Genomic DNA, 21153 nt, shown 5'->3' with positions numbered 1-21153 from the left:
TCAAGGAATGGACCGCTTCCAGGAAATGCACATCTTCACCACTGTCGCCCAGGAGCAAGGCTTCTCAGCGGCGGCGCGGCGTCTGGGTTTGTCAGCGGCCAGTGTAACGCGGGCGGTGGCGGCGCTGGAGCAGCGCATCGGTACGCAGTTGCTGATTCGTACTACGCGCAGTGTGCATTTGAGCGAAGCGGGGCAGCGGTATCTGGAAGATTGCCGGCGGATTCTCGCCGAGGTGCAGGAGGCCGAGGATTCGGCGGCGGGCAGCCATGCCCAGCCGCGTGGGCAACTGACGGTGACGGCGCCGGTGTTGTTCGGTGATTTGTTTGTGACGCCGGTGATGGCGAGTTATCTCGCGCAGTATCCGGATGTCACGATCAACGCCGTACTAGTCGATAGGATCGTCAACATGGTTGAGGAGGGCATTGATGTCGCGGTGCGCATCGGTGATCTGCCGGACAGCAATCAGCATGCGATTCGGGTCGGTGAGGTGCGTCGGGTCATTTGCGGCTCGCCGAAATACTTTGCCGAGCATGGTCGACCGCTTCACCCCCACGCGTTGGCGGGGGCGCCAGTGGTGGCGACTTCAGCGATTGGTCAGCAACGCAGTTGGCCGTTTCTCGATGATGGCGAACCGCTGAGTGTGCGTCCCGAGCCGCGTTTGATCGTTACCGCCAATCAGGCTGCGATTACAGCAGCTTGCACGGGCTTGGGTTTGACTCGAGTGTTGTCCTATCAAGTGGCGAGCCAGGTTGCCGCCGGTGCACTGGAAATCGTCCTCGCGGAATTCGAACTGCCGCCGCTGCCGATCCATGTCGTGTATCAGGGGGGGCGAAAGGCTCCAGCGCGGATCCGCAGTTTTGTCGATTTTACGGCGGAGGCTTTGCGCGAACTTCCAGCGTTGAAAAATGCAGCGTTATTGCACCCAGTGAAATAATCGATTGTATTTGCTGGTGATTCTGTTGTTTTCGCGATCGGCGCAAGATGGCCTCCATCGGCGCGCTCATCCCCGCAGCGGCGCCCCTGTTCAGCGGAGTCGACCATGCAAGCGATCAAACTCTACAACTTTCCACGCTCCGGCCACGCCCACCGTGTCGAGCTGATGTTGTCCCTGCTGCAATTGCCGACCGAGCTGATCTTCGTCGATCTGGCCAAAGGTGCGCACAAGCAGCCGGCATATCTCGCGATCAACAGTTTCGGCCAGGTGCCGGCCATCGATGACGACGGTGTGGTGCTCGCCGACTCCAACGCAATTCTGGTGTATCTGGCGCAGAAATACGGCCACGGTCGTTGGCTGCCAACCGATCCTGTCGGCGCCGCACGGGTGCAGCGCTGGTTGTCGGCTGCCGCGGGGCCGATTGCTTTCGGCCCCGCCGCTGCGCGCCTGGTCACGGTGTTTGGTGCCCAACTGAATGCAGAAGAAGCGATTACCCGTGCGCACAACCTGCTCAAAGTGATGGACGCCGAATTAGGCAAAACGCCTTATCTGGCCGGCACCGAACCGACCATTGCCGACGTTTCCGCCTACAGTTACATCGCCCACGCACCGGAAGGCAATGTGTCGCTGGACGACTACGGCAACGTTCGCGCCTGGCTGGCCCGAGTTGAAGCACTGCCGGGTTTCGTCGGCATGCCGCGCACGGTTGCCGGTCTGCAAACCACTGCCTGATTTTCGTAATCCACACTGTGCCGACGGTGCAGGGGAGAGGTCGTGATGGAACGTTCACCGTGGCACGCTGGCGAACAGCAATTGCAGGCCCATGTCGGCGTTGCCGAACGCATGGAAGGCTTTGGGCGCAAGGTGATTCGCAGCTGGATGCCGGATCAGCACCGTGAGTTCTATCAGCAACTGCCCTTCATGCTGTACGGCGCAGTCGATGCGGATGGACGTCCATGGGCCAGCGTGCTCGAAGGCGCGCCGGGGTTTGCCCATTCGCCCGATCCTGAACATCTGCATTTCGCCAGCCAACCCGCTGCCGATGATCCCGCGCAACTGCGTAACGGCGAGCCGATCGGTTTGCTCGGTATCGAGTTGCACACCCGTCGGCGCAATCGCCTTAACGGTCATGTTGGCAATCTGACGGCCGACGGGTTCGACGTGAGCGTGGATCAGGCTTTCGGCAATTGCCCGCAGTACATTCAGTTGCGCCAGTTTCAACGTGTGCCGCTGACGGATCCGAAGACTCGTCCGGCCGAGCATCTGAACGGTCTCGATGACACCGCTACGGCGTTGATCGCTGGCGCCGACACGTTTTTTGTCGCCAGTTATGTGGATGTCGAGGGCCAGCGTGCGGTGGATGTTTCTCACCGTGGCGGGCAGGCCGGTTTCGTGCGGGTGGAAGGCAATCGTCTGACCATCCCCGATTTCGCCGGCAATCTGCATTTCAACACCTTGGGCAATCTGCTGCTCAATCCCAAGGCCGGCTTGCTGTTCATCGACTTTTCCACGGGTGATCTGCTGCAACTCAGCGGGCGTACCGAGATTCTTCTCGAAGACCCGCAGATCGAAGCCTTTCAAGGGGCGGAACGGCTGTGGACATTTGAGGTGGAAAAACTGGTGCGGCGCCCGGCAGCCCTGGCGTTGCGCTGGCGCTTCGATGGCATGTCGCCGACCAGTCTGTTGACCGGTAACTGGGCCGAGGCCGATGCGCGTTTGCAGGCGCAGGCGCTGGGCAATCAATGGCGGCCGCTGCGGGTGGCGAAGATCGAAGCGGAAAGTCGCCATATCCGCTCGATCTACCTGGAGCCGGCCGATGGCGCCGGTTTGCCGGTATTTCTCGCGGGTCAGCATTTGCCGCTGCGTTTCACGCTCGGTGGCGAGGTGCATATTCGTACTTACAGCCTTTCAAGCGCGCCATCGGATGGTTTCTACCGCATCAGCGTGAAGCGCGAAGGACTGATTTCGTCGCATCTGCATGAGCAGATTCGCCTTGGCGACGTTCTTGAAGCGCGGGCGCCGCAAGGGCATTTCACCGTCGCGCCACTGGAACACAGGCCGTTGGTTTTATTGGCCGCCGGGGTAGGCATCACGCCGTTGCTGTCGATGCTTCGCGAGGTGGTCTACCAAGGCCTGCGGACGCGGGGAATTCGTCCGACATTGTTGTTGCAGAGTTCGCGCAGTCTGGCGGACCAGCCATTTCGCAAGGAGCTGGATCGGTTGCTCGAAACGGCGGGCGACTCTGTGCGAGTTCTGCGGTTGCTCAGCCAGCCGGAAGCCGACCTGCATGAAGGTGAGGATTTCGATCTGCCGGGGCGTATCGACGCGCAAGTGCTAAGAAACGTGCTGGATGGCGAGGATTTCGACCAGCTCGACTTTGTCCTTTGCGGCCCCGGTGGATTTACCCAGGGTTTGTACGACACCCTGCGCGAACTGGATGTGCGCGACGCACAGATTCATGCGGAAACCTTTGGTCCGTCGACGCTGAAGCGTCAGGCCGATCCGGACGCGATCGTGATCGAACAACCGCCCGCAGCGACCACATCGGTGCCGGTAGTGTTCGAGCGCTCGGCGAAAGAGGCGCGCTGGCAGCCCGATGGCGGGAGTTTGCTGGAGCTGGCGGAAAGCCGCGGATTGCGCCCCGAGTTCAGCTGCCGTGGCGGTTCGTGCGGTACCTGCAAGACCCGGCTGGTCAGCGGTGCGGTGAATTATCCACAGGTGCCGGCGGATATCCCGGAAGCGGGGCATGTGCTGATTTGCTGCGCGGTTCCGGCACAGAGTACCCAACCGTTGATATTGGATCTATAACCCCGTATTAACTGGAGAAAAAACGTAACGAGCGTCGCTTATTTAAAACTCGTATTTTTAAGTACGATAGTGGCTTTGTCCTAAAATTATTTTATGCCAATATAGAGGAAACATTCGAGGAGTGCATGAAATAATGCGAATTATAAGCTTGGAAGCTGCTTTTAGGAAATCTTGTCGTCGGCATCCACATCTCAAGCTTTTAGAGTCTCAGTGGCGGTTTGATAAAGAACTTATCTCTAAGGCTCTGCAAAATATTAGCAGTATATTTCCTCATTATAGTCGTCATGACGCATCGCATTCCAAACAGATTATCGTAAATATTGAACGTTTGCTTGGCGACAAAATTGAATATCTTAGCGCAACAGATATGTGGTTGATTTTGGAGGCAGCTTATAATCATGATATTGGGATGGTTGTAACACATAAACAAATTCAGGATATGGAGACTCCAGCATTCGCGGAATTTGTTAAAGATATTGCCGAACAAAAAGACAATCCACTTCACCAGTTTGCCGAGAAATGGCTTGATGAAACGGCGGTATTGCCTAATGGGACTGCCGCGCATAGATTTTTTAATGAATATATTCAACTTATTGCAGAGTGGTATCGACGGAAGCACCCCGAAAACTCCGCTAATGTAGTTAATGATCCTTTTTATGAAATAGGTCTTGATTCTCCGCGTAATGAACTGTTGCCTAACCGGTTGTTTGGTACGCTTGCTTCTATTTGCAAAGCACATGGACAAAGTTTTGAAGATATGATGAAGCTTCCGTTCGCTGAGGCGGGTATGGCTACAGAAGACTGTCACCCTAGATATGTGGCAGCACTTCTGAGAATGGGTGATTTGCTTGATATTGATGATAATCGATTTTGCCCTGTTATGATGCGAATGAGTGGAGAAAGACTGCCATCTATTAGTTATAACCATTTAGAGAAACATAAAAGTATTCGCCATTTTAGATTGAATTCAGAAAGGATAGAAATTGAGGCGGTGTGCCCCACTCCAGAATCATATGTAATTGCGCATGAGTGGTTTCAGTGGCTGGAGAGTGAGTATCACAAACAATCTCAAAGATGGCACAAAATCGTACCATCAAAAAAACTTGGTAGATTGCCCACGCTTTCGCCACCTGACGTCTCATTGGTAAATCCCTATGTCGTTCTGGAGAAAGGAAAGAAACCAGCGTTCAACGTTGACCAAGAAGAGATATTGAAGCTCTTACGGAGTACAGGGCTGTATTCTTCAAGGTTTGAAAGTGTGCGGGAGGTTTTACAAAATGCTGTTGATTCAACACTTTTATCTATTTGGGTGAAGCATAAGGACTTTATTAATTGCTCGACTCCCGTTTCAGAGTCTTTACGTGAGATTTATGACGCAAAGAAAATAGATGTGAATTTTTCTATTAATGATGAAAATAAAGTTTTAAGTTTGTTTGTAAAAGATATGGGTGCTGGCATTAGCAAAAGTGAACTTAAAGCCATTTTGAAGGTTGGTGGATCGACGAAGAATAAAATAAAATACGATTTAGTTAGGGACATGCCGCTGTGGTTTAGACCTTCAGGGAATTTTGGTATTGGTTTGCAAAGTTTATATTTGCTGTCTGATAGCTTCTCGATTACTACGAAAAGTATTTTTACGCATGAGGCAATCAGAATTAGTTTTTCTAAATCAACTGATAATCCTGTAGTAATTGAGGATTTGCCTGCTCATGCCATAGATTATGGCGCAACGGTAGCCGTCGATATAGATGTTCTACCTTTTCCATCTAGGATGAGTATTCCGTATGGAACAGAAGGAGAACAGCTACTGCGGAAACTAAATGTCTATGATTTTACTGATGAAGAAACGGATTTAAGCGGATATGAAGAAATAAATCTTTTTCGTGCAGTTCATGAGTTCAGTAAAGGAAGCCCCATAAAGATAGTTTCTTCCAATGAAGTTCTGAATAGAGTGGAAAGTGTTGAGTACTTTAGCAAAAGGTACAACACGGTTCTGTCGCAAGTTGTATTCTTTGATAATGATGCTGCTAGATGCAAGACTCTTTTTAGAGGTCAGAAGTTTGAAGACTTGCATCCTTCTATTTCAATGGTTGGATGTTGTGTTGATTATTACGGTTACCAAGCAAGCGATTTTCTTTCTTATAATAGAGAAAAAATTTTAGCAGAGGCTAAAGAAAAAGCTGTCGAGGATCTCCTCGGCAGTCTATTGGAGTATGTTGATCTTCACTTTTCGAAGCTCTCCCAGGAAGAGAAATCGTTCGCTGCACTTTTCTACACGCTCAACCAATCTGATGAAAATACTAAAAACAGGTATAAAAGTTATGTGATGGATTACCTTGTTAGCTTTGAAAAAGTCGAGCCAATAAAAATGGCTGATGTTCTTGGCTTAATTGAAGACGGCACGATAAGAAGTGTAATGACAAATCTCTCTCAACAAAAAATCGAGAGAGAATATGATGGGGCAATGTATGTTCTGTTTGGTGGGGCCGAGCGAGCTAGCTTACGAATAATATTAAAGCTGGCAAGTGAAGTTGGTATTAGATTGCAGGCAAGTACTCCTCAGGAAAAAGGAATTTCTTCAATGGTTTACTCCTTTTATCAAGAGGACGTTTGCCCTGTGGATGATGACTATTTTAAAAATGTTTTGACTGGCGAAGCAAGCGTATTCTGGGAAATTGGCAATCGCGTCCTGTTCCCAGTTTGGGGCGAGTACCGGAAGTTGGAAATAAATAAGTTAATCCATTGGGCTCGGGTTGTTAGAACTGAATGCCCTGGTCAGTCTTTTATGGTTCTACCTGCTAAGTTTGGCGTTGGAGACGATCCTTGGGAGGTTGACTTGAGCGATAGGTTTGTTTCTTGGGTTTATCTAAACTTGAAGAATAAAGAAGTTACATATGATGAATTGGGGGAGCTTCTTGCTAAGCTTGCTGCTCATATGAAAGCAGTACTTTCTTAAGATTGTCTTTTTAAATTACAGGGTCATTGATCAATGACCCTGTAATCCTTTTGGTTTAAATTTTTCAGGCGTAGGACAGGTCTTTTTCTTCGAGCAATTCCTGATACAGCTCCGTCCACTTGCGCCCCATGTCATCGGCTGTGAATAACTGCCGATAGCGCGCTTCGGCTTTGACACCCATGGCGGCGGCGCGCACCGGGTCTTCCCACAGCGTGCGCATCGCCTCGCGAAATGCCTGTGGATGACTGGGTGGGACCACCAGCCCGGTTTCGTTGTGGATATTGATGTAACTGGTGCCAGTGCCAATCTCGCTGGAAATCATCGGTTTGCCGTACATCGCACCCTCCAGCAAAGAAATGCCGAAAGCTTCCGAGCGCAGGTGCGAAGGGAAGACGATGGCGTAGCTCAGTTGCAGCAGCGCGACCTTATCCTCGTCACCCAGGCGCCCTAGGAAATGAATGTTGCGCAGGCCCAACGCCTGCGCCTGAGCGTGCAGTTCCAGTTCCAGCGGCCCGGCGCCGACAATGACTACGGGGTAGTCCACGTCTTTCAAGGCCTCCAGCAAAATGTGCAGGCCTTTGTAATAACGCATCACGCCGACAAACAGGAAAAACTTATCCCCAAGCTGCTGGCGCCAGCGATTCATCCGCTCGGCATCCGGCTGTGGATAACCGGCCTTGTTCAAACCGTAGGGAATCACTCGGGTCTTGTCCTGGAACTGCTGTAGCACATCGCTGGTGTGCAGGTAGTTCGGCGAAGCGGCAACGATGCGGTCGGCGCTGGCGAGGAAGCGGTTCATCAGTGGCCGATAGAGTTTGAGCAGGTGCTTTTGGCGAATGATGTCCGAGTGGTAGGTCACCACAGTGGGCTTGTTCCTGGCGCTGGCGAAATGCACCAGGTCCATGAACGGCCACGGGAAGTGGTAATTGACCACGTCGGCCTCGGCTGCCATCTCGCGAAACTGTTTGAACACGCTCCAGGAAAAACCGGTGGAGGCAAACTGGATGTCGAGTCTGGCCCGGTGCACTTCGTGCTGACCCAATTTCACCACCGCTGGCGTCGGATCCGCGCTAAGCGTCAGCACCTGGCCGTCGATCCCGTGCTGGGCGCCGCTTTCGCACAGTTGGAAGATCACTTGCTCAATGCCGCCGACCGAGTCAGGCAGGTACGTCTTGAAAAAATGAAGAACTCGCATTCAACCTCCCATGGCCTGGCGGTAGGCACTGGCCGTGGCCTGTGCACAACGCTCCCAGGAAAAAAGCCGTGACTGCTGCAACCCGGCTTCTTGGCATGCCTGCCAATGCACTTGATCGTCGATCAGTCGGCTCAGCGCATCACGCAGGCCTTCTGCATCGTCAGCTTCAATATAGTTGCCCGCTGCGCCCGCGACTTCCGGCATCGCCGAAGACCGCGTGAGCACCACCGGTGTGCCGCTGGCCATGGCCTCCAGCACCGGCAGGCCAAAACCTTCATATAACGACGGAAAAATCAGCGCCCGCGCGCCGGCCAGTAGTTGCGCGACCTGGTCATCGGGCAAATAACCGAGCAGGCACACATGACCGCTGGCCAGCGCCTGACGCAAAGGTTCGCTGAACTGCTCGCGCTCCCACCCGGCCATGCCGACTATCAGCAGCGGAAAACTCTGGCGCACGGCTTCGGGTAACAGGGCATGGGCGCGCAGGGCCAGCCCAAGGTTCTTGCGGGGCTCCAGCGTACCGACGCATAGAAAATACTCCCGCGCCTCAACCGCGTGCGCCTTGAGCACCGCGTCAATGGCACTCGCCTCGCGCGGATGAAAGCGCTCGGCGACCCCCAGTGGCGCGACGACAAAACGCTCGGCAGGCAGACCGAAATAGGTTTGAGCTTCCTCGGCAATGGCTTGCGAGTCGGTGAGAATGACCTGCGCCTGCTGCACACCCACGGCCAACCGGCGCTCGATTTCCTTGAGCCGCGCCGGGGGCTGGGTTTCGGGGAAATGCAGGTGAGTCAGGTCGTGCAGGGTGATCACGGTCGGGCCGTCGAAGGCCAGCGGCCACAGGCTCGGTTCGTGATAGAGGTCGATACCTTGCGCGCGGCCTTGATCGAAGCGTTTCTGCTCCAGCCAGCGACGTGCCTGATAGGCCCCGGGTATCTGCCGCAATAGCGGCGTCAGGCGCGAGTAACCGGGCATGGCCGCTTCTGGCAGTGCCGAGCTCCAGCCCCAGCCGTGGAACAACGTCACATCAACGTCGGGCTCGCTGCGCAAAGCGTTGACCAGCTCGGCAACGTAATGGCCGATGCCGGTGCGCGGCGCCTGGAGAATGCGAGCGTTAAGCGCTATGCGCATGCTGCCTCGCTGGCGCCGCCGGCGCTTGCAGAACATTCCGCACACTGCGTTCGGCCAGTTGCAGACTGGCTTCGCGCCAGCCGATCCACTGCCAGTCCGCGACATCGCGAGCAGCGGGGAACTGGCCGCTGCGCTGGAATTGGTTGATCAAGTCGGCAAGGCATTGCGGATCCTGCAGATCAAAGTACGCCATGAACTCGCCGCCGATTTCGCGGAACACCGCGATATCGCTGCCCATCGCCGGCAAACCACGCTGCATGGCTTCCACCAAGGGCAAACCAAAGCCTTCGACGAACGAGGGGAACACCAGCGCACTGGCGTGAGCGTAAGCGTGTTCAAGGCTGGTGTCGCTGAGGTCGTTGAACATGAACAGACGCTGATTCAGTTCGGGATGATTGCGCACCCGAGCGAGGAGGGCGTCACATTTCCAGCCGACCCGCCCGGCGATACACAGCCGTGCGGTCGAGCCTGTTGCCCAGGCGTGTTCGAAGGCATCGAGCAGATACGCATGGTTCTTGCGTGGCTCGATGGTGCTGACCATCAGGTAAACAGGGTCTGTTGTCGTGAACAATTGCTTCAGGCGCGGATCAATCGTTGCCTCGGCGTTGTGCAGATCCAGTTCGGAACCCAGATGAAAGAAATCGAACCACCGCTGGTCGGTTTGTTCGGCACCCATTCGGCGCTGCAATTCTTCACGCACCTGATCGCGCACTGTGGCGGAAATCGCCATGTAGCCATCGGCCGTGCGGGTGATCCAGTCGAACCACTCGCTGAACACCTCGACCAGGCGCGTGTCGTAAAACTGCGGATGAGTCAGTGGAATCAGGTCGTAAATCACCGCGATGATGCTGACGCCGTCGCGTTTGAGCCGTTCGACGTGGGCGAAAAAATCCGAATGCCAGGACGAATCCAGCAGTACCAGTTGATCGCCCGGCTGATGCTGCAGTGGCGAACAACGCTTGAGCAATTGCGTACGGTTGATCCGCCGGATCAGGCGGATCGGCAGGCCGAACGCACCGAAGACGGTCAGTCGGTAGCCGACATACAAAATCCGCCGCGCCAGTTTCGAGGTGAGTTGCGCATCACGACGCTGATGCCACTGCCAGAAGCGATGGGCGAGGCGCTCCAGGCGTCCACCGAAGGTTTCCAGCCTGTTGAAAAAAGGTGTATCGAGCGGTGCCAGTTGCAACACTCGATAGAGTTCGCCATCAAGCACCACCACCGGCATGCAATCGGCGCCTTCCGCACTGGCGGGCAGTTGCTTGATGACATTGCGTACCACGCGCTGAATGCCCGAGTTGACCGCCGGGTGTTTAAACACATGGGTGCATTCCACCAGCAAGCGGGTCATGGTGTGCGCTCGACATGGACGACTTCGGTATCACGGCTGACCGTGGTCTGTGCGTTCAGCCATGCGCAACCGACGAAATCTTCGCGTCGATTGTTGATGACATGAAACACCAGCCCGAGATCACGCCATTCATAATTTCGATCCAGGTGCGAGTCCAGCCGCGACAGGCTCAGGGCCACAGAGTAATTGCCTTTGCCCAGCCCCATGACGAACGCAAAGCGATAGGTGATGCGCTCGCCGGCTCGCAGGTTTTCCAGTGCCTGGTTCTGGCGATGGGTGTTGATTCCATACATGGGCTGGCCGAGGCGATCCTTGATCATGAACCCCAGTACCAGCCGTTCGATGTCCTGACGAACCTCGACGTCCACGGCCAGCACCACAGACTGGCCGACTTCGGCGGCTTCGATGGAGCGTTCGGACTCGTCCAGCAGGCGCACGCGCAGAATGCCGGCCTCACCGGTGCCCGACACGGTTTGCACCTGGCCGTCGCTGAGCATTTCCTGGCGCACCGTCTGGCCTTCACGTTCGGCGAGCAAGGCGTTGTAGTAGTCCAGCACCGCTTCAGGCCTGTCGTGCATGGCCATGCGGCCGCCATCAAGCAGAATCGCTGAATCGCAGATCGATTGAATCGCCGAGCGGTCGTGGGACACGATCAGCAGGGTGGTGCCGGCCGCGCGGAAGCCACGGATGCGTTCGAAGCTTTTATGCTGGAAGTAGGCATCACCGACTGACAAGGCTTCGTCGACGATCAGAATATCGGGGCGGCGTGCGGTGGCGACGCTGAATGCCAAACGCATCTGCATGCCACTGGAGTAGGTGCGCACCGGATGATCAATCGCCTCGCCGATTTCAGCGAAGGTCTCGATCTGGGGCATCAATGCGTTGATTTCATCGAGTTGCATGCCGAGCAGTTGCCCGGCCATCACGGCGTTTTGCCGGCCGGTGAAGTCCGGGTGAAAGCCCATGCCCAGTTCCAGCAACGCGGCGACCCGGCCCGATAGCTCAATGCTGCCGCACGTCTGTCGGCTGGTGCCGGTGATCATCTTCAGCAGCGTGCTCTTGCCTGCGCCATTGACCCCGACGATGCCCACAGCCTCGCCGGCCGGGATCTCGAACGTGAGGTCCTTGAGTACCCAATGCTGGCGGTGACGCAGAGCTGCAAAAGGAATCAGCCATTCGGCCAGGCGACTCCAGCGGCTGGGGTATTGTTTATAGGCTTTGCCCAGCCCGGTAACACGGATATGTCCCATCAGAGCTCATCCACCATTTCACCGACCCGTTGGCGGAACAGGCGCAGACCTGTGACGCAGAACACTGCTCCGATCACGAATGCCGGCAGCAGCGAACTCCAGAGTGGCCATTGACCGTAGAGGAACACGTTCTGGTAGCTGGCGATCAGGTTGGTCAGCGGGTTGAATTGCAGCAGGTTCTGCAGCCACTCCGGCAATATGCTGATGGGGTAAACGATGGGTGTCAGCCAGAACCAGAATTGCAGGCAAATACCAAAGAGTTGACCGACATCCCGGAAGAATACGTTGAGAACGCCCAGCACCATGCCAAGGCCTGCGCAGAGCATCATTTGCAGGGCGACCAGTGGCACCAGCGCCAGCAATGCCATACCCGGCCAGCGTCCGGTGACGAGTAGAAAACCGAGAAACAAGCCGATGATGATGGCGAAATTTATCCCGGCATTGATCAACACGATCACCGGCAGACAGACTCTCGGGAAACTGATTTTCTTCAGCAGGTTCGCGTTGTCCAGAAACATGTTCTGGCTGCGCAACGTGATTTCCGAAAACAGCCCCCACGCCAGCAGGCCGGCGCACAGGTAAATACTGTAGGCCATGCCGTCATCCACACCGGGCAAGCGGGCGCGCATGATGTGGGAAAAGATCACGGTGTAAACGATGATCATCGACAGCGGATTGAATATCGGCCACAGCGCGCCAAACAGCGAATTGCGATAACGCGCTTGAAACTCTCGTTGCACGCTGCCGAGGATGAAACCCCGGTATTCATGCAGTGAGCGGCACAGGGAAAGCAGCATCTAAACCGTCCTGCCGTACTGGTCTTCGAAGCGGACGATGTCGTCCTCTCCCAGGTATTCGCCGCTTTGCACTTCGATGATCACCAGATCGATCACTCCGGGATTTTCCAGGCGATGTTTGTGGCCCGCGGCAATGAAGGTCGATTCGTTCTTGGCCACCAGCGTCGTGCCGGAGCCATTGTTGGTGACCTTGGCCATGCCCTCGACCACCACCCAGTGTTCATTGCGGTGGTGGTGCATTTGCAGCGACAACTTGCCGCCAGGCTTGACCACGATGCGTTTGATCTTGAAGCGCGGCCCTTCTTCGAGCACGGTGTAAGTGCCCCAAGGACGGCTGACGGTACGGTGCAGGCGATAGGCTTCGTGGGATTTGTCCTTGAGTTGCTTGGCCACCCGGCGTACGTCTTGCGCACGGTCGGCATGGGCCACCAGTACCGCGTCGGCAGTGTCGACCACGATCAGGTTATCCACACCCACCGTCGCCACCAGGCGACCTTCGCTCTGGACGAAGTTGTTGTGGCTGTCGATGAATATCGCTTCGCCGCTGGCGCGGTTGTTGTCGGCGTCGGCCGGCACCAGTGCCGCGACGGCGCCCCACGAACCGATGTCGCTCCAGTCGAAACCGGCGGGCACGACGACGACTTTTTCCGAACGCTCCATCAACGCGTAGTCGATGGATATGTCGGTAATTTCAGCGAACAGCGCCGGTGACAGTTCCTGTTGCAGGCAACCAACCGTTTCGACAGGCGCACTGGCAGCCATGCAGGCACGGGTCTGCTCCAGCAGTTCAGGTGCGTGCAGTTGCAGCTCGGCAATCACGGTGGCGGTGGTGAAGCAGAACATTCCCGAATTCCACAGGAACTTGCCGCTCTCCAGATAATGCGTAGCGGTTTGCAGATCGGGTTTCTCGACGAAGCGCTGCACTTTCGCCGCGCCTCTGGCATCCAGCGGGGCACCGGTTTCGATGTAGCCAAAGCCGGTTTCCGGCGCCGTCGGGATTACGCCGAAGGTCACCAGATAACCGTCTTTGGCCAGATTGACCGCGTGCTCGACGGCCGTTTTCAGCGCGTCCTGATTGACGATCAAATGGTCGGCGGGCATCACCACCATGATCGCGTCGTCACCGTGCAGCGCTTGCAGCGACAACGCGGCTGCAGCAATGGCCGGTGCGGTGTTGCGTCCGGTAGGCTCCAGCAGAAAGTGCCCGCGATGGCGTGACACATGAGCGGCGCAATAGTGATCCTTGCTCTGGAAGTAGTACTCGCGGTTGGTCACCGTGACGATATCGCCCCAGCCGTCGAGCAACGCTGCGGCACGCTGGTAGGTCTTGCCCAGCAGCGACTGGCCGTCGGGCAAACTCATGAACGGTTTCGGATGGCCCTCGCGGGACACCGGCCACAAACGGGTGCCGGCACCGCCGGACAGAATCACGGGGATCAGCATGGCCTACTCCTTGGCGACGCGTTTCATGTCCGCATCCATCATCATGCGGATCAAGGTATCCAGGTCGGTTTTCGGCTTCCAGCCCAGCACGCGCTGAGCCTTGGCCGGATTGCCGAGCAGCACTTCAACTTCGGCCGGGCGGAAAAACGCCGGGTCGATCTTCACGTAGTCGCGGTAGTTGAGGCCGACGTGATCGAAGGCGATGCGGCACATTTCCCGCACGGTGGTGGTAACGCCGGTGGCGACCACAAAGTCGTCAGGCTTGTCCTGCTGCAGCATCAGCCACATGGCTTCGACGTAATCGCCGGCAAACCCCCAATCGCGTTTCGCATCGATGTTGCCCAAGGCCAGCTCCTGCTGTTTGCCTTGCTTGATGCGTGCGGCAGCGTCGGTGACCTTGCGGGTCACGAATTCGATGCCGCGCAGCGGTGATTCGTGGTTGAAGAGGATGCCGCTACTGGCGTGCAGGTTGAAACTTTCGCGGTAGTTGACGGTGATCCAGTGACCGTACAGTTTGGCCACACCGTAAGGGCTACGCGGGTAGAACGGGGTGTTCTCGTCCTGCTGCTCGGCCTGGATCAGACCGAACATTTCGCTGGTCGATGCCTGATAAAACCGGGTGTGCGGGCTGAACTGGCGGATCGCTTCGAGCAGGTGGGTAACGCCCAGGCCGTCGACGATCCCGGTGGTCACCGGTTGACTCCAGGAGGCGGCGACAAAGCTCTGCGCCGCGAGGTTATAGACCTCGTCCGGCGCCGATTGAATGACTGCACGCTGTACCGAACAGGCATCGGCCATGTCACCGTCCAGATAGACGATGTCGGCTTCGACCCCCATCTCACGCAGGCGCCAGCGCGAATCGCTGCTGCGCCGTGCAACGAGGCCATGAACCTTGTAGCCCTTGTCGAGCAACAGCTTGGCCAGATACGCGCCGTCCTGGCCGGTGATCCCTGTGATCAGTGCACTTTTTGTCATTCTTGTCTTACTCGCGTCTCCCAGTCGGACAGGATCGCCCGCAGGGATTGTTGTGTAGTGATTTCAGGCGTCCATCCTGTGGTCCGGGTCAGCCTGGCATGGCTGCCGCAAACGCGACGCTGATCGGCGCGGCGCAGGCGCGCAGGGTCCTGAACCAGTTGCATTTCGACCTCGGCCAGCTCGCCGAGCTGCTCGATCAGGCTGCGAATGCTTTGCTCTCGGCCCGAGCAGATGTTGTAGACCTGTCCCGGAGTACCTTTCTCCAGCAGCGCCAGGTAGGCCGAAATCACATCGCCGACATCGAGGAAATCCCGCGTTACGTCGATATCGCCAACTTCCAGTTGCGGTGTTTGCAGGCCCTGTTTGATGCGATTGATCTGGCGCGCGGCACTGGCAATCACAAAGCCTGGGTTCTGTCCGCTGCCCATGTGATTGAACGGTCGTGCGACCAGTATTGGCCAACCTTCGCTCAGGCCCCATTGCAGGCTGAGAAATTCCGCCGAAAGCTTGCTCACCGCGTAGGGGTTACGCGGGCAGGGCGGTTGTTGTTCGGTGATGGGCAGATCACTTTCGCCCACCTGGCCGTAAACATCGCCAGAACTGACATACAGGAACGTACCGGCAAAACCGCGCGCCTTGAGGGCTTGCAACAGGTTGAGCGTACCGAGCAGATTGGTTTCGAGTGTGCGTGCCGGATCGCGGAAGGCTTCGGGAACGAAAGTCTGCCCGGCCAGATGAATGACAGCATCTGGCAATTGCGGCCACAGGTCGGTGAGGCTGCGCGCATCGGTGAGGTCGTAGGGCACAGCGGCAGGCAGCAGCTCCCACGACAAATCCGGCAATGCCAGACGCGACTGGATATGTTGTCCCACGAATCCACTGAGACCCGTGACGAACAGACGCTTTTTCAAACAGCGACCCCTTGGTCTTGAACTTGCGCCACTTTCCCACAGGCTTTGAGGGAAGGTCTGTCAGATCGGTAGAAAAACCAGTGAAAAGACAGGCGAAGTCAGTTGTTGTAGTTGTTTGTTGCCAATCTGTGCCAATTGCTCGGCAATTTCAACAGGCCAAACCGTGACCGGTCAGTTCTCGTCAGCGTAGTCCGGTTTATTCTCGCCGAGCGGTTCACGAACCCTTTGCGGATGTGTTTAGAATGCGCCTTGTCACGATTGGCCGGGTTCGTCGGGTTCGTCGTGAAAAAAGGTGAAACTGACCACTAAAACAAGAACAAGACGGGACCGAAGACGAAGGACGGACACCGATCCGATTCAACGCTTGGCCGTCATAGTGTGAGGCTGCCGGGATGGCAGTTTCATCGTGGAATGCCATGAATTTCATTCTTTACTCGGACATCAACGACCTTTCCATCAGCCGGAATCTGGGGCATCCAGACTCCAGTTATTATTTTGTTCTGAAGGCTTATCGGCCTTTGCTCGAAACGCTCGGGCAAGTCCACGTGGTGGCGACTGTCACAGAAGTGGACCCGCTCTTCCGGCAATTGCTCACCGCCGGTCAGGAGAGTGTTTTCCTCTCGTTCACCCGACCACAGAAAGCCCTGACGGATCTCCAGTGCCCGACCGTTTGTGTTGTGACGTGGGAGTACGATTCCATCCCCAACGAGCAGTGGGGCAATGATCCACGCCAAGACTGGACACGCATGCTGGCCAAACATGGCCGCGTGATCACACTGTCCAGCCATAGTGCCCGGGCGATCCGTCGCACCATGGGCGAAGACTTCCCGGTGCTAGTCTTGCCGGCGCCGCTGTGGGAGCACTTTGCAGCGATTCGCGAGCAACACGTCAACGCGCCGGTCAATGCGGGTACGACATTGACGGTCAAAGGTTGCATCTTTGATTCTCGCCAGATGAACCTGCATCCGGATAACCTGCTGCCCGAGCCGCTGACCCCTGAAGAACTGGCCGAAATCGAGGCACAGCTGGAGGCCTCGCGTCCACCACCGCTGACCTTGAAGCGGCGCTTTGTCATTGCCCGGCATTTCCTGCGGTTATGGTTGCTTAATCCGGGTCACGAGCAGGAACCACCAGTGCCACGCGTGAGGTTTCTGCAGAACTGGTACTGGGAAGGGATTCGCGATCTGGTTCCAGAGACTTTGCATGACTGGCTCGGCAAACGTCTGCCAAACATCGCAGGCCCACAGCCTTTACCGGTAGCGGTCCAACCGCCACCCCGAGATATGCCGGACAGTTCATTAACGGTGCAGACCCGTGTGGACGGTGTGGTCTATGTGACGGTGTTCCGCCCCGATGACGGGCGCAAGAACTGGCTACAGATCCTGACGGCTTTTTGCGCAGCGTTTCGTGACACCCCCGACGCCACACTGGTGATGAAATTTACCCAGAGCGATCTGGAGGCCGTCTACGCACACCTGATGACACCGCTGGCGCAACTGGCACCGTTCTCCTGCCGGGTCGTGATGATTCACGGCTATCTGGACGATGCCGAATATGCGCGGCTTTATCAGGCCGCGAGTTTTTACGTCAACGCTTCGCACTGTGAAGGTCTGTGCCTGCCACTGATGGAGTTCATGGCGTGCGGCAAACCGGTGATCGCTCCCGATCACACGGCGATGCAGGATTACATCGACGCGTCTGTGGCGTTCGTGGTCGGCTCCAGCCTAGAGGCTTGCACCTGGCCCCATGACCCGCGAATGCTCTTTCGCGCACAACGGCATCGACCGGACTGGGGGTCATTGAAGAAGGCCTACGAAAACAGTTACCGGATGGCCAAGACACAACCCCGGGAGTATCAGCGCATGTCGCTGGCGGCGGTCGAACGCATGCACGATTACTGCGCGCAACCGGCGTTGCAAAAGCGTGTCGCCGATTTTTTCGGGCTGGCATCACCGGTCGAAAACGTTGCCCCGATTACGGATAACGCCTCATGCTGATCATCATCCATTCGGAAACCAACCAGCACACCATCAGCCGCAACCTCGGGCGTTCGGAGTACAGCTATTACTTCGTTCTCAAAGAATATCGGCCGGTCCTGGAGCGACTTGGGCGGGTGATCGAAGTCATGGACCCGAACACTGAAGTCGATGCGCTGTACGCGGATTGCCAGTCCCGAGGCGAGCCTTGTGTGTTTCTGTCGTTCTCGCCACCGCACCGCACCCCGGTGCATCTGGCCTGCCCGACGTTGCCTGTCTTTGCCTGGGAATTCAGCACCATCCCCAACGAGCCGTTCGCCGGCGATCCGTTGAACGACTGGCGCACGGTACTCAACGCCTGTGGAGCCGCGATCACCCACTCCAGCTACACGGTCGATGCGGTGCGCGAAGCGATGACCACCGATTACCCGGTTGTCGCCGTACCCGCCCCCGTCTGGGATCGATTTGCCGCGCGTGGCGTTCAGTTGCAAGGGCAACCGGCGGTCGATTCGGTACGATTGACGATCAAAGGCCTGGTGGTCGACAGTCGTGAGATTGATCTGGATGCCTTCGGCCCGGTTCATCTGCGCAGTGGCGCGGGCATCGACTTCCTCGCACCGGTCACCGAGCAGACGTTGTTGCTCGAAGGCGTGGTCTACACCTCAGTGTTCAATCCGCGCGACGGCCGCAAGAACTGGGAGGACATGATCAGTGCCTTCTGCGCGACTTTCCGCGAGAACGATGACGCAACGCTGGTGCTTAAACTCACTCACCACGACGCCGAAGAAGCGCTCACCGACATCCTGCATCATCTGTACAAAAACCAGCCCTATCACTGCCGCGTCGTGCTGGTCTATGGCTATCTGGCGGACGCGGATTACGAACGGCTGGTGCAGGCGACCCGCTACGTCGTCAACACGTCCTATGGCGAAGGCCAGTGCCTGCCGCTGATGGAGTTCATGTCTTGCGGCAAACCGGCCGTGGCGCCATGCACGACGGCGATGATCGACTATCTGAATGCTGATAATGCGTTCCTGATCGAGTCGACCGAGGAGTTTACGGCCTGGCCGCACGATCCACGCTCGGCTTACCGGACCCTGCGCTACGCGGCCAATTGGGCCTCGATTTGCATGGCCTATCGAGCCAGCTACGAGGTGGCCAAAAACGATCCACAGCGTTATGCGCAAATGTCGGCGAAGGCTGTGCAGAGTCTGCAAGGATTTTGCAGTCAAGCCGTGGCCGAACAGCGCTTGCAGGTGTTTTTTGCGCAACTGCTCGAGCGGCGTACTGAATCAACCAGGGAGGTGAGCGGAGCATGATACGTCGACTGCTCCAGCGCTTTTTAGCCGAACCGCAACCGCCGCTTGCCATTGAACCGGTCATCGAACCGGTGGTTGAGCAGACACCCGAATCTGAACCTGAACCCTTGTTCACCTGGTCACCGCGCGATGTCGGCTTGCGTGATGCAGTCCTGGACGGCTGGTTTCTCAATGACAGCGGCGAATTGCTCAAAGGCTTTGCGATAACGCCGGACGACACCTTGCTCGATGTCGGTTGCGGCGAGGGTGCCGCGACCTTGTTTGCGGTACGTCAGGGCGCATCCGTGATCTTCACCGACAGCGAGCACGACAAAGTGAGCGAGCTGGCGCGTCAGGTTGAAGCCACAAGCTCCAGGCCGAGTCTGGGGCTGGTCAGCAACAGCCTGCCATTGCCTTTGGCCGATGGCTGCGCGAGCAGGGTGGTGTGCATGGAGGTGTTGGAGCACGTCGATGAACCCGAGCCGTTCATGGCCGAACTGGCACGTATGGGGCGTCCCGGTGCGTTGTATCTGCTCAGTGTGCCGGCACCGGTTGGCGAGCATTTGCAGAAAGGCATCGCCCCTGCGAGTTATTACCAGTCACCCAACCATGTACAGATTTTCACCCCGGAGCGCTTCGAGGCGATGGTCGAGGATGCCGGGTTGGTCATCGAACATCGGCAAGCCACCGGGTTTTTCTGGGTGATGGGGATGATTTTTTTCTGGGCCAGCGAAAAGGCTGCCGGCAAGGATCCGGGCGGTGCGGTGCGCGATCGCATTCACGCGCCGTTCCCGCATTTGATGGGTGGGTGGGCCCGAACCTGGGAAGAGATGCTCGACCGGCCCGACGGACTGGCGATCAAACAGATACTCGACCAGTTCATGCCCAAGAGTCAGGTGATCATTGCCCGTAAACCGCTGGATACAGGGGCGCGGGATGGGCAGTAAGCGAATCATGGATATCGAGGTGCTGCGCGCCATTGCAGTGCTTGGGGTGCTGTTTCATCACTTGCAAGGGCTGTTCAGCGACCCCGTACCCCTGATCGGAGTCATGCGTGACTGGGTAGGGCTGTGGTGGGGGGTGGATCTTTTTTTCGCGATTTCCGGATTCGTCATTGCCCGCAGTCTGATTCCTGCGCTGCGCAGTTGCCGCAACCGTCAGGAGTACTGGGAGCAAACGCGTAATTTCTGGTTGCGGCGAGCCTTTCGCCTGCTGCCATCGGCCTGGTTGTGGCTGGCACTGATGCTGCTGCTGTGCGTTTTCTTTAATCGCTCCGGGGCGTTCGGCACGGTGCAGGCCAACGTGCAGGCCACGCTTGCGGGGGTATTCCAGTACGCCAATTTCCGCTTTGCCGATGCTATTTTCAATTACGAGTACGGCAGCAGTTTCGTCTACTGGAGTCTGGCGCTGGAGGAACAGTTTTACCTGCTGTTTCCGCTGCTGATCCTGCTCTGCCGCAAACACTTGGTGTGGGTGTTACTGGCGCTGGTAGCGGTGCAACTATTCATGGTGCGTACGTCGCTGTTGATGTCCGTTCGAACCGACGCGCTTGCCTTGGGTGTTTTGTTGGCCATGTGGAGTGTGCAACCGGGTTATCGACGCTGGCAGCCGACGTTTCTGCGCCGTCCATGGGCCGGGATTTCATTGCTGGTCATTGTCGGCCTGCTGCTGAGTTACCTGGGCGCCGAGCGCTTTACTACGGCGCCCTATCGCATCGGCGCCATCGCCATTCTCAGTGCCGTACTGGTATGGATCGCCTCCTACAACGGCGATTATCTGTTACCGGCCGGGCGCTTGCAGCGGGCAATGGCGTGGGTGGGCAATCGTTCCTACGGCATCTACCTGATCCACATTCCGGTGTATTTCCTGGTGCGTGAAGTGATTTTCCGTTTGCAGGGGGCAGGCCTGCCGAGTCCGGCGGGACACCCGGTCGTTACTTTGCTGTTTGCCGCCGGCCTGATTGTTTTGCTCAGCGAGCTGAATTATCGCTTCATTGAAATGCCTATGCGGATTCGCGGTGCCGCGCTGGTGCAACGGCTCGGGACGTCGCGAGCGAACGTAGCGTCTTCTGAAGTGACGTCCTGATCGAGGTGGGAGCGAGCTTGCTCGCGAAGAGGCTGTGTCAGTA

16 protein-coding genes are annotated in these 21153 nt (G+C 56.9%); 8 read left to right on the top strand and 8 right to left on the bottom strand.

Going from position 1 to position 21153, the window contains the following annotated elements; translation table 11 throughout:
* Positions 1-7 precede the first annotated feature (7 nt).
* From ACZ0A4_RS24015 to ACZ0A4_RS24000, 4 genes are all read left to right on the top strand, one after another.
* Positions 8-934, top strand: coding sequence for a LysR family transcriptional regulator (locus tag ACZ0A4_RS24015; RefSeq protein WP_463576593.1), 927 nt, complete (start codon positions 8-10; stop codon positions 932-934).
* Between the two features lie 105 nt (positions 935-1039).
* Entirely contained in the window at positions 1040-1666 is a 627-nt protein-coding gene (locus ACZ0A4_RS24010) for a glutathione S-transferase family protein (RefSeq protein WP_463576592.1), read from the top strand.
* Positions 1667-1711: 45 nt separating this feature from the next.
* On the top strand, positions 1712-3742 hold the full coding sequence (locus tag ACZ0A4_RS24005; RefSeq protein ID WP_463576591.1) for a pyridoxamine 5'-phosphate oxidase family protein: 2031 nt from the start codon (positions 1712-1714) through the stop codon (positions 3740-3742).
* A 133-nt stretch (positions 3743-3875) separates the two neighbouring features.
* Positions 3876-6698, top strand: a complete 2823-nt coding sequence (locus ACZ0A4_RS24000; protein WP_463576590.1) for an HD domain-containing protein — start codon at positions 3876-3878, stop codon at positions 6696-6698.
* Between the two features lie 64 nt (positions 6699-6762).
* Here ACZ0A4_RS24000 and ACZ0A4_RS23995 read toward each other — a convergent pair whose 3' ends face one another.
* Genes ACZ0A4_RS23995 through ACZ0A4_RS23960 form a run of 8 tightly spaced genes read right to left on the bottom strand, consistent with a single transcriptional unit; the run spans position 6763 to position 15751 of the window.
* On the bottom strand, positions 6763-7893 hold the full coding sequence (locus tag ACZ0A4_RS23995) for a glycosyltransferase family 4 protein (RefSeq protein ID WP_463576589.1): 1131 nt from the start codon (positions 7891-7893) through the stop codon (positions 6763-6765).
* On the bottom strand, positions 7894-9024 hold the full coding sequence (locus tag ACZ0A4_RS23990) for a glycosyltransferase family 4 protein (protein WP_463576588.1): 1131 nt from the start codon (positions 9022-9024) through the stop codon (positions 7894-7896).
* Positions 9008-10375, bottom strand: a complete 1368-nt coding sequence (locus ACZ0A4_RS23985; protein ID WP_463576587.1) for a glycosyltransferase family 4 protein — start codon at positions 10373-10375, stop codon at positions 9008-9010. The genes ACZ0A4_RS23990 and ACZ0A4_RS23985 overlap by 17 nt, the downstream gene beginning before the upstream one ends.
* A complete protein-coding gene (locus ACZ0A4_RS23980; protein ID WP_463576586.1) occupies positions 10372-11625 on the bottom strand; it encodes an ABC transporter ATP-binding protein in 1254 nt (417 codons plus the stop codon). Before ACZ0A4_RS23980 ends, ACZ0A4_RS23985 begins: the two co-directional genes overlap by 4 nt.
* Positions 11625-12422 (bottom strand): ABC transporter permease, encoded by a 798-nt coding sequence (locus ACZ0A4_RS23975; RefSeq protein ID WP_463576585.1) that lies wholly within the window; start codon positions 12420-12422, stop codon positions 11625-11627. The genes ACZ0A4_RS23980 and ACZ0A4_RS23975 overlap by 1 nt, the downstream gene beginning before the upstream one ends.
* Entirely contained in the window at positions 12423-13865 is a 1443-nt protein-coding gene (locus ACZ0A4_RS23970; RefSeq protein WP_463576584.1) for a mannose-1-phosphate guanylyltransferase/mannose-6-phosphate isomerase, read from the bottom strand.
* A gap of 3 nt (positions 13866-13868) precedes the next feature.
* Entirely contained in the window at positions 13869-14840 is a 972-nt protein-coding gene (gmd, locus tag ACZ0A4_RS23965; protein WP_141126016.1) for a GDP-mannose 4,6-dehydratase, read from the bottom strand.
* Positions 14837-15751: a GDP-mannose 4,6-dehydratase gene (locus tag ACZ0A4_RS23960; protein ID WP_463576583.1), complete on the bottom strand. Its 915-nt coding sequence runs from the start codon at positions 15749-15751 to the stop codon at positions 14837-14839. Before ACZ0A4_RS23960 ends, gmd begins: the two co-directional genes overlap by 4 nt.
* 416 nt (positions 15752-16167) lie before the next feature.
* Here ACZ0A4_RS23960 and ACZ0A4_RS23955 point away from each other — a divergent pair, with 416 nt between their 5' ends.
* Genes ACZ0A4_RS23955 through ACZ0A4_RS23940 form a run of 4 tightly spaced genes read left to right on the top strand, consistent with a single transcriptional unit; the run spans position 16168 to position 21110 of the window.
* Positions 16168-17748: a glycosyltransferase family 4 protein gene (locus ACZ0A4_RS23955; protein ID WP_463576582.1), complete on the top strand. Its 1581-nt coding sequence runs from the start codon at positions 16168-16170 to the stop codon at positions 17746-17748.
* Positions 17742-19046 (top strand): glycosyltransferase, encoded by a 1305-nt coding sequence (locus ACZ0A4_RS23950; protein WP_463576581.1) that lies wholly within the window; start codon positions 17742-17744, stop codon positions 19044-19046. Before ACZ0A4_RS23955 ends, ACZ0A4_RS23950 begins: the two co-directional genes overlap by 7 nt.
* Positions 19043-19972: a class I SAM-dependent methyltransferase gene (locus tag ACZ0A4_RS23945; RefSeq protein ID WP_463576580.1), complete on the top strand. Its 930-nt coding sequence runs from the start codon at positions 19043-19045 to the stop codon at positions 19970-19972. The genes ACZ0A4_RS23950 and ACZ0A4_RS23945 overlap by 4 nt, the downstream gene beginning before the upstream one ends.
* A complete protein-coding gene (locus tag ACZ0A4_RS23940) occupies positions 19962-21110 on the top strand; it encodes an acyltransferase family protein (RefSeq protein WP_463576579.1) in 1149 nt (382 codons plus the stop codon). The genes ACZ0A4_RS23945 and ACZ0A4_RS23940 overlap by 11 nt, the downstream gene beginning before the upstream one ends.
* The last annotated feature ends 43 nt before the right edge of the window (positions 21111-21153 follow it).

The organism is Pseudomonas sp. AC172 (assembly GCF_979258595.1).
Note: the sequence above shows the minus strand (reverse complement) of the source record. Positions and strands in the feature narration are given on the sequence as shown.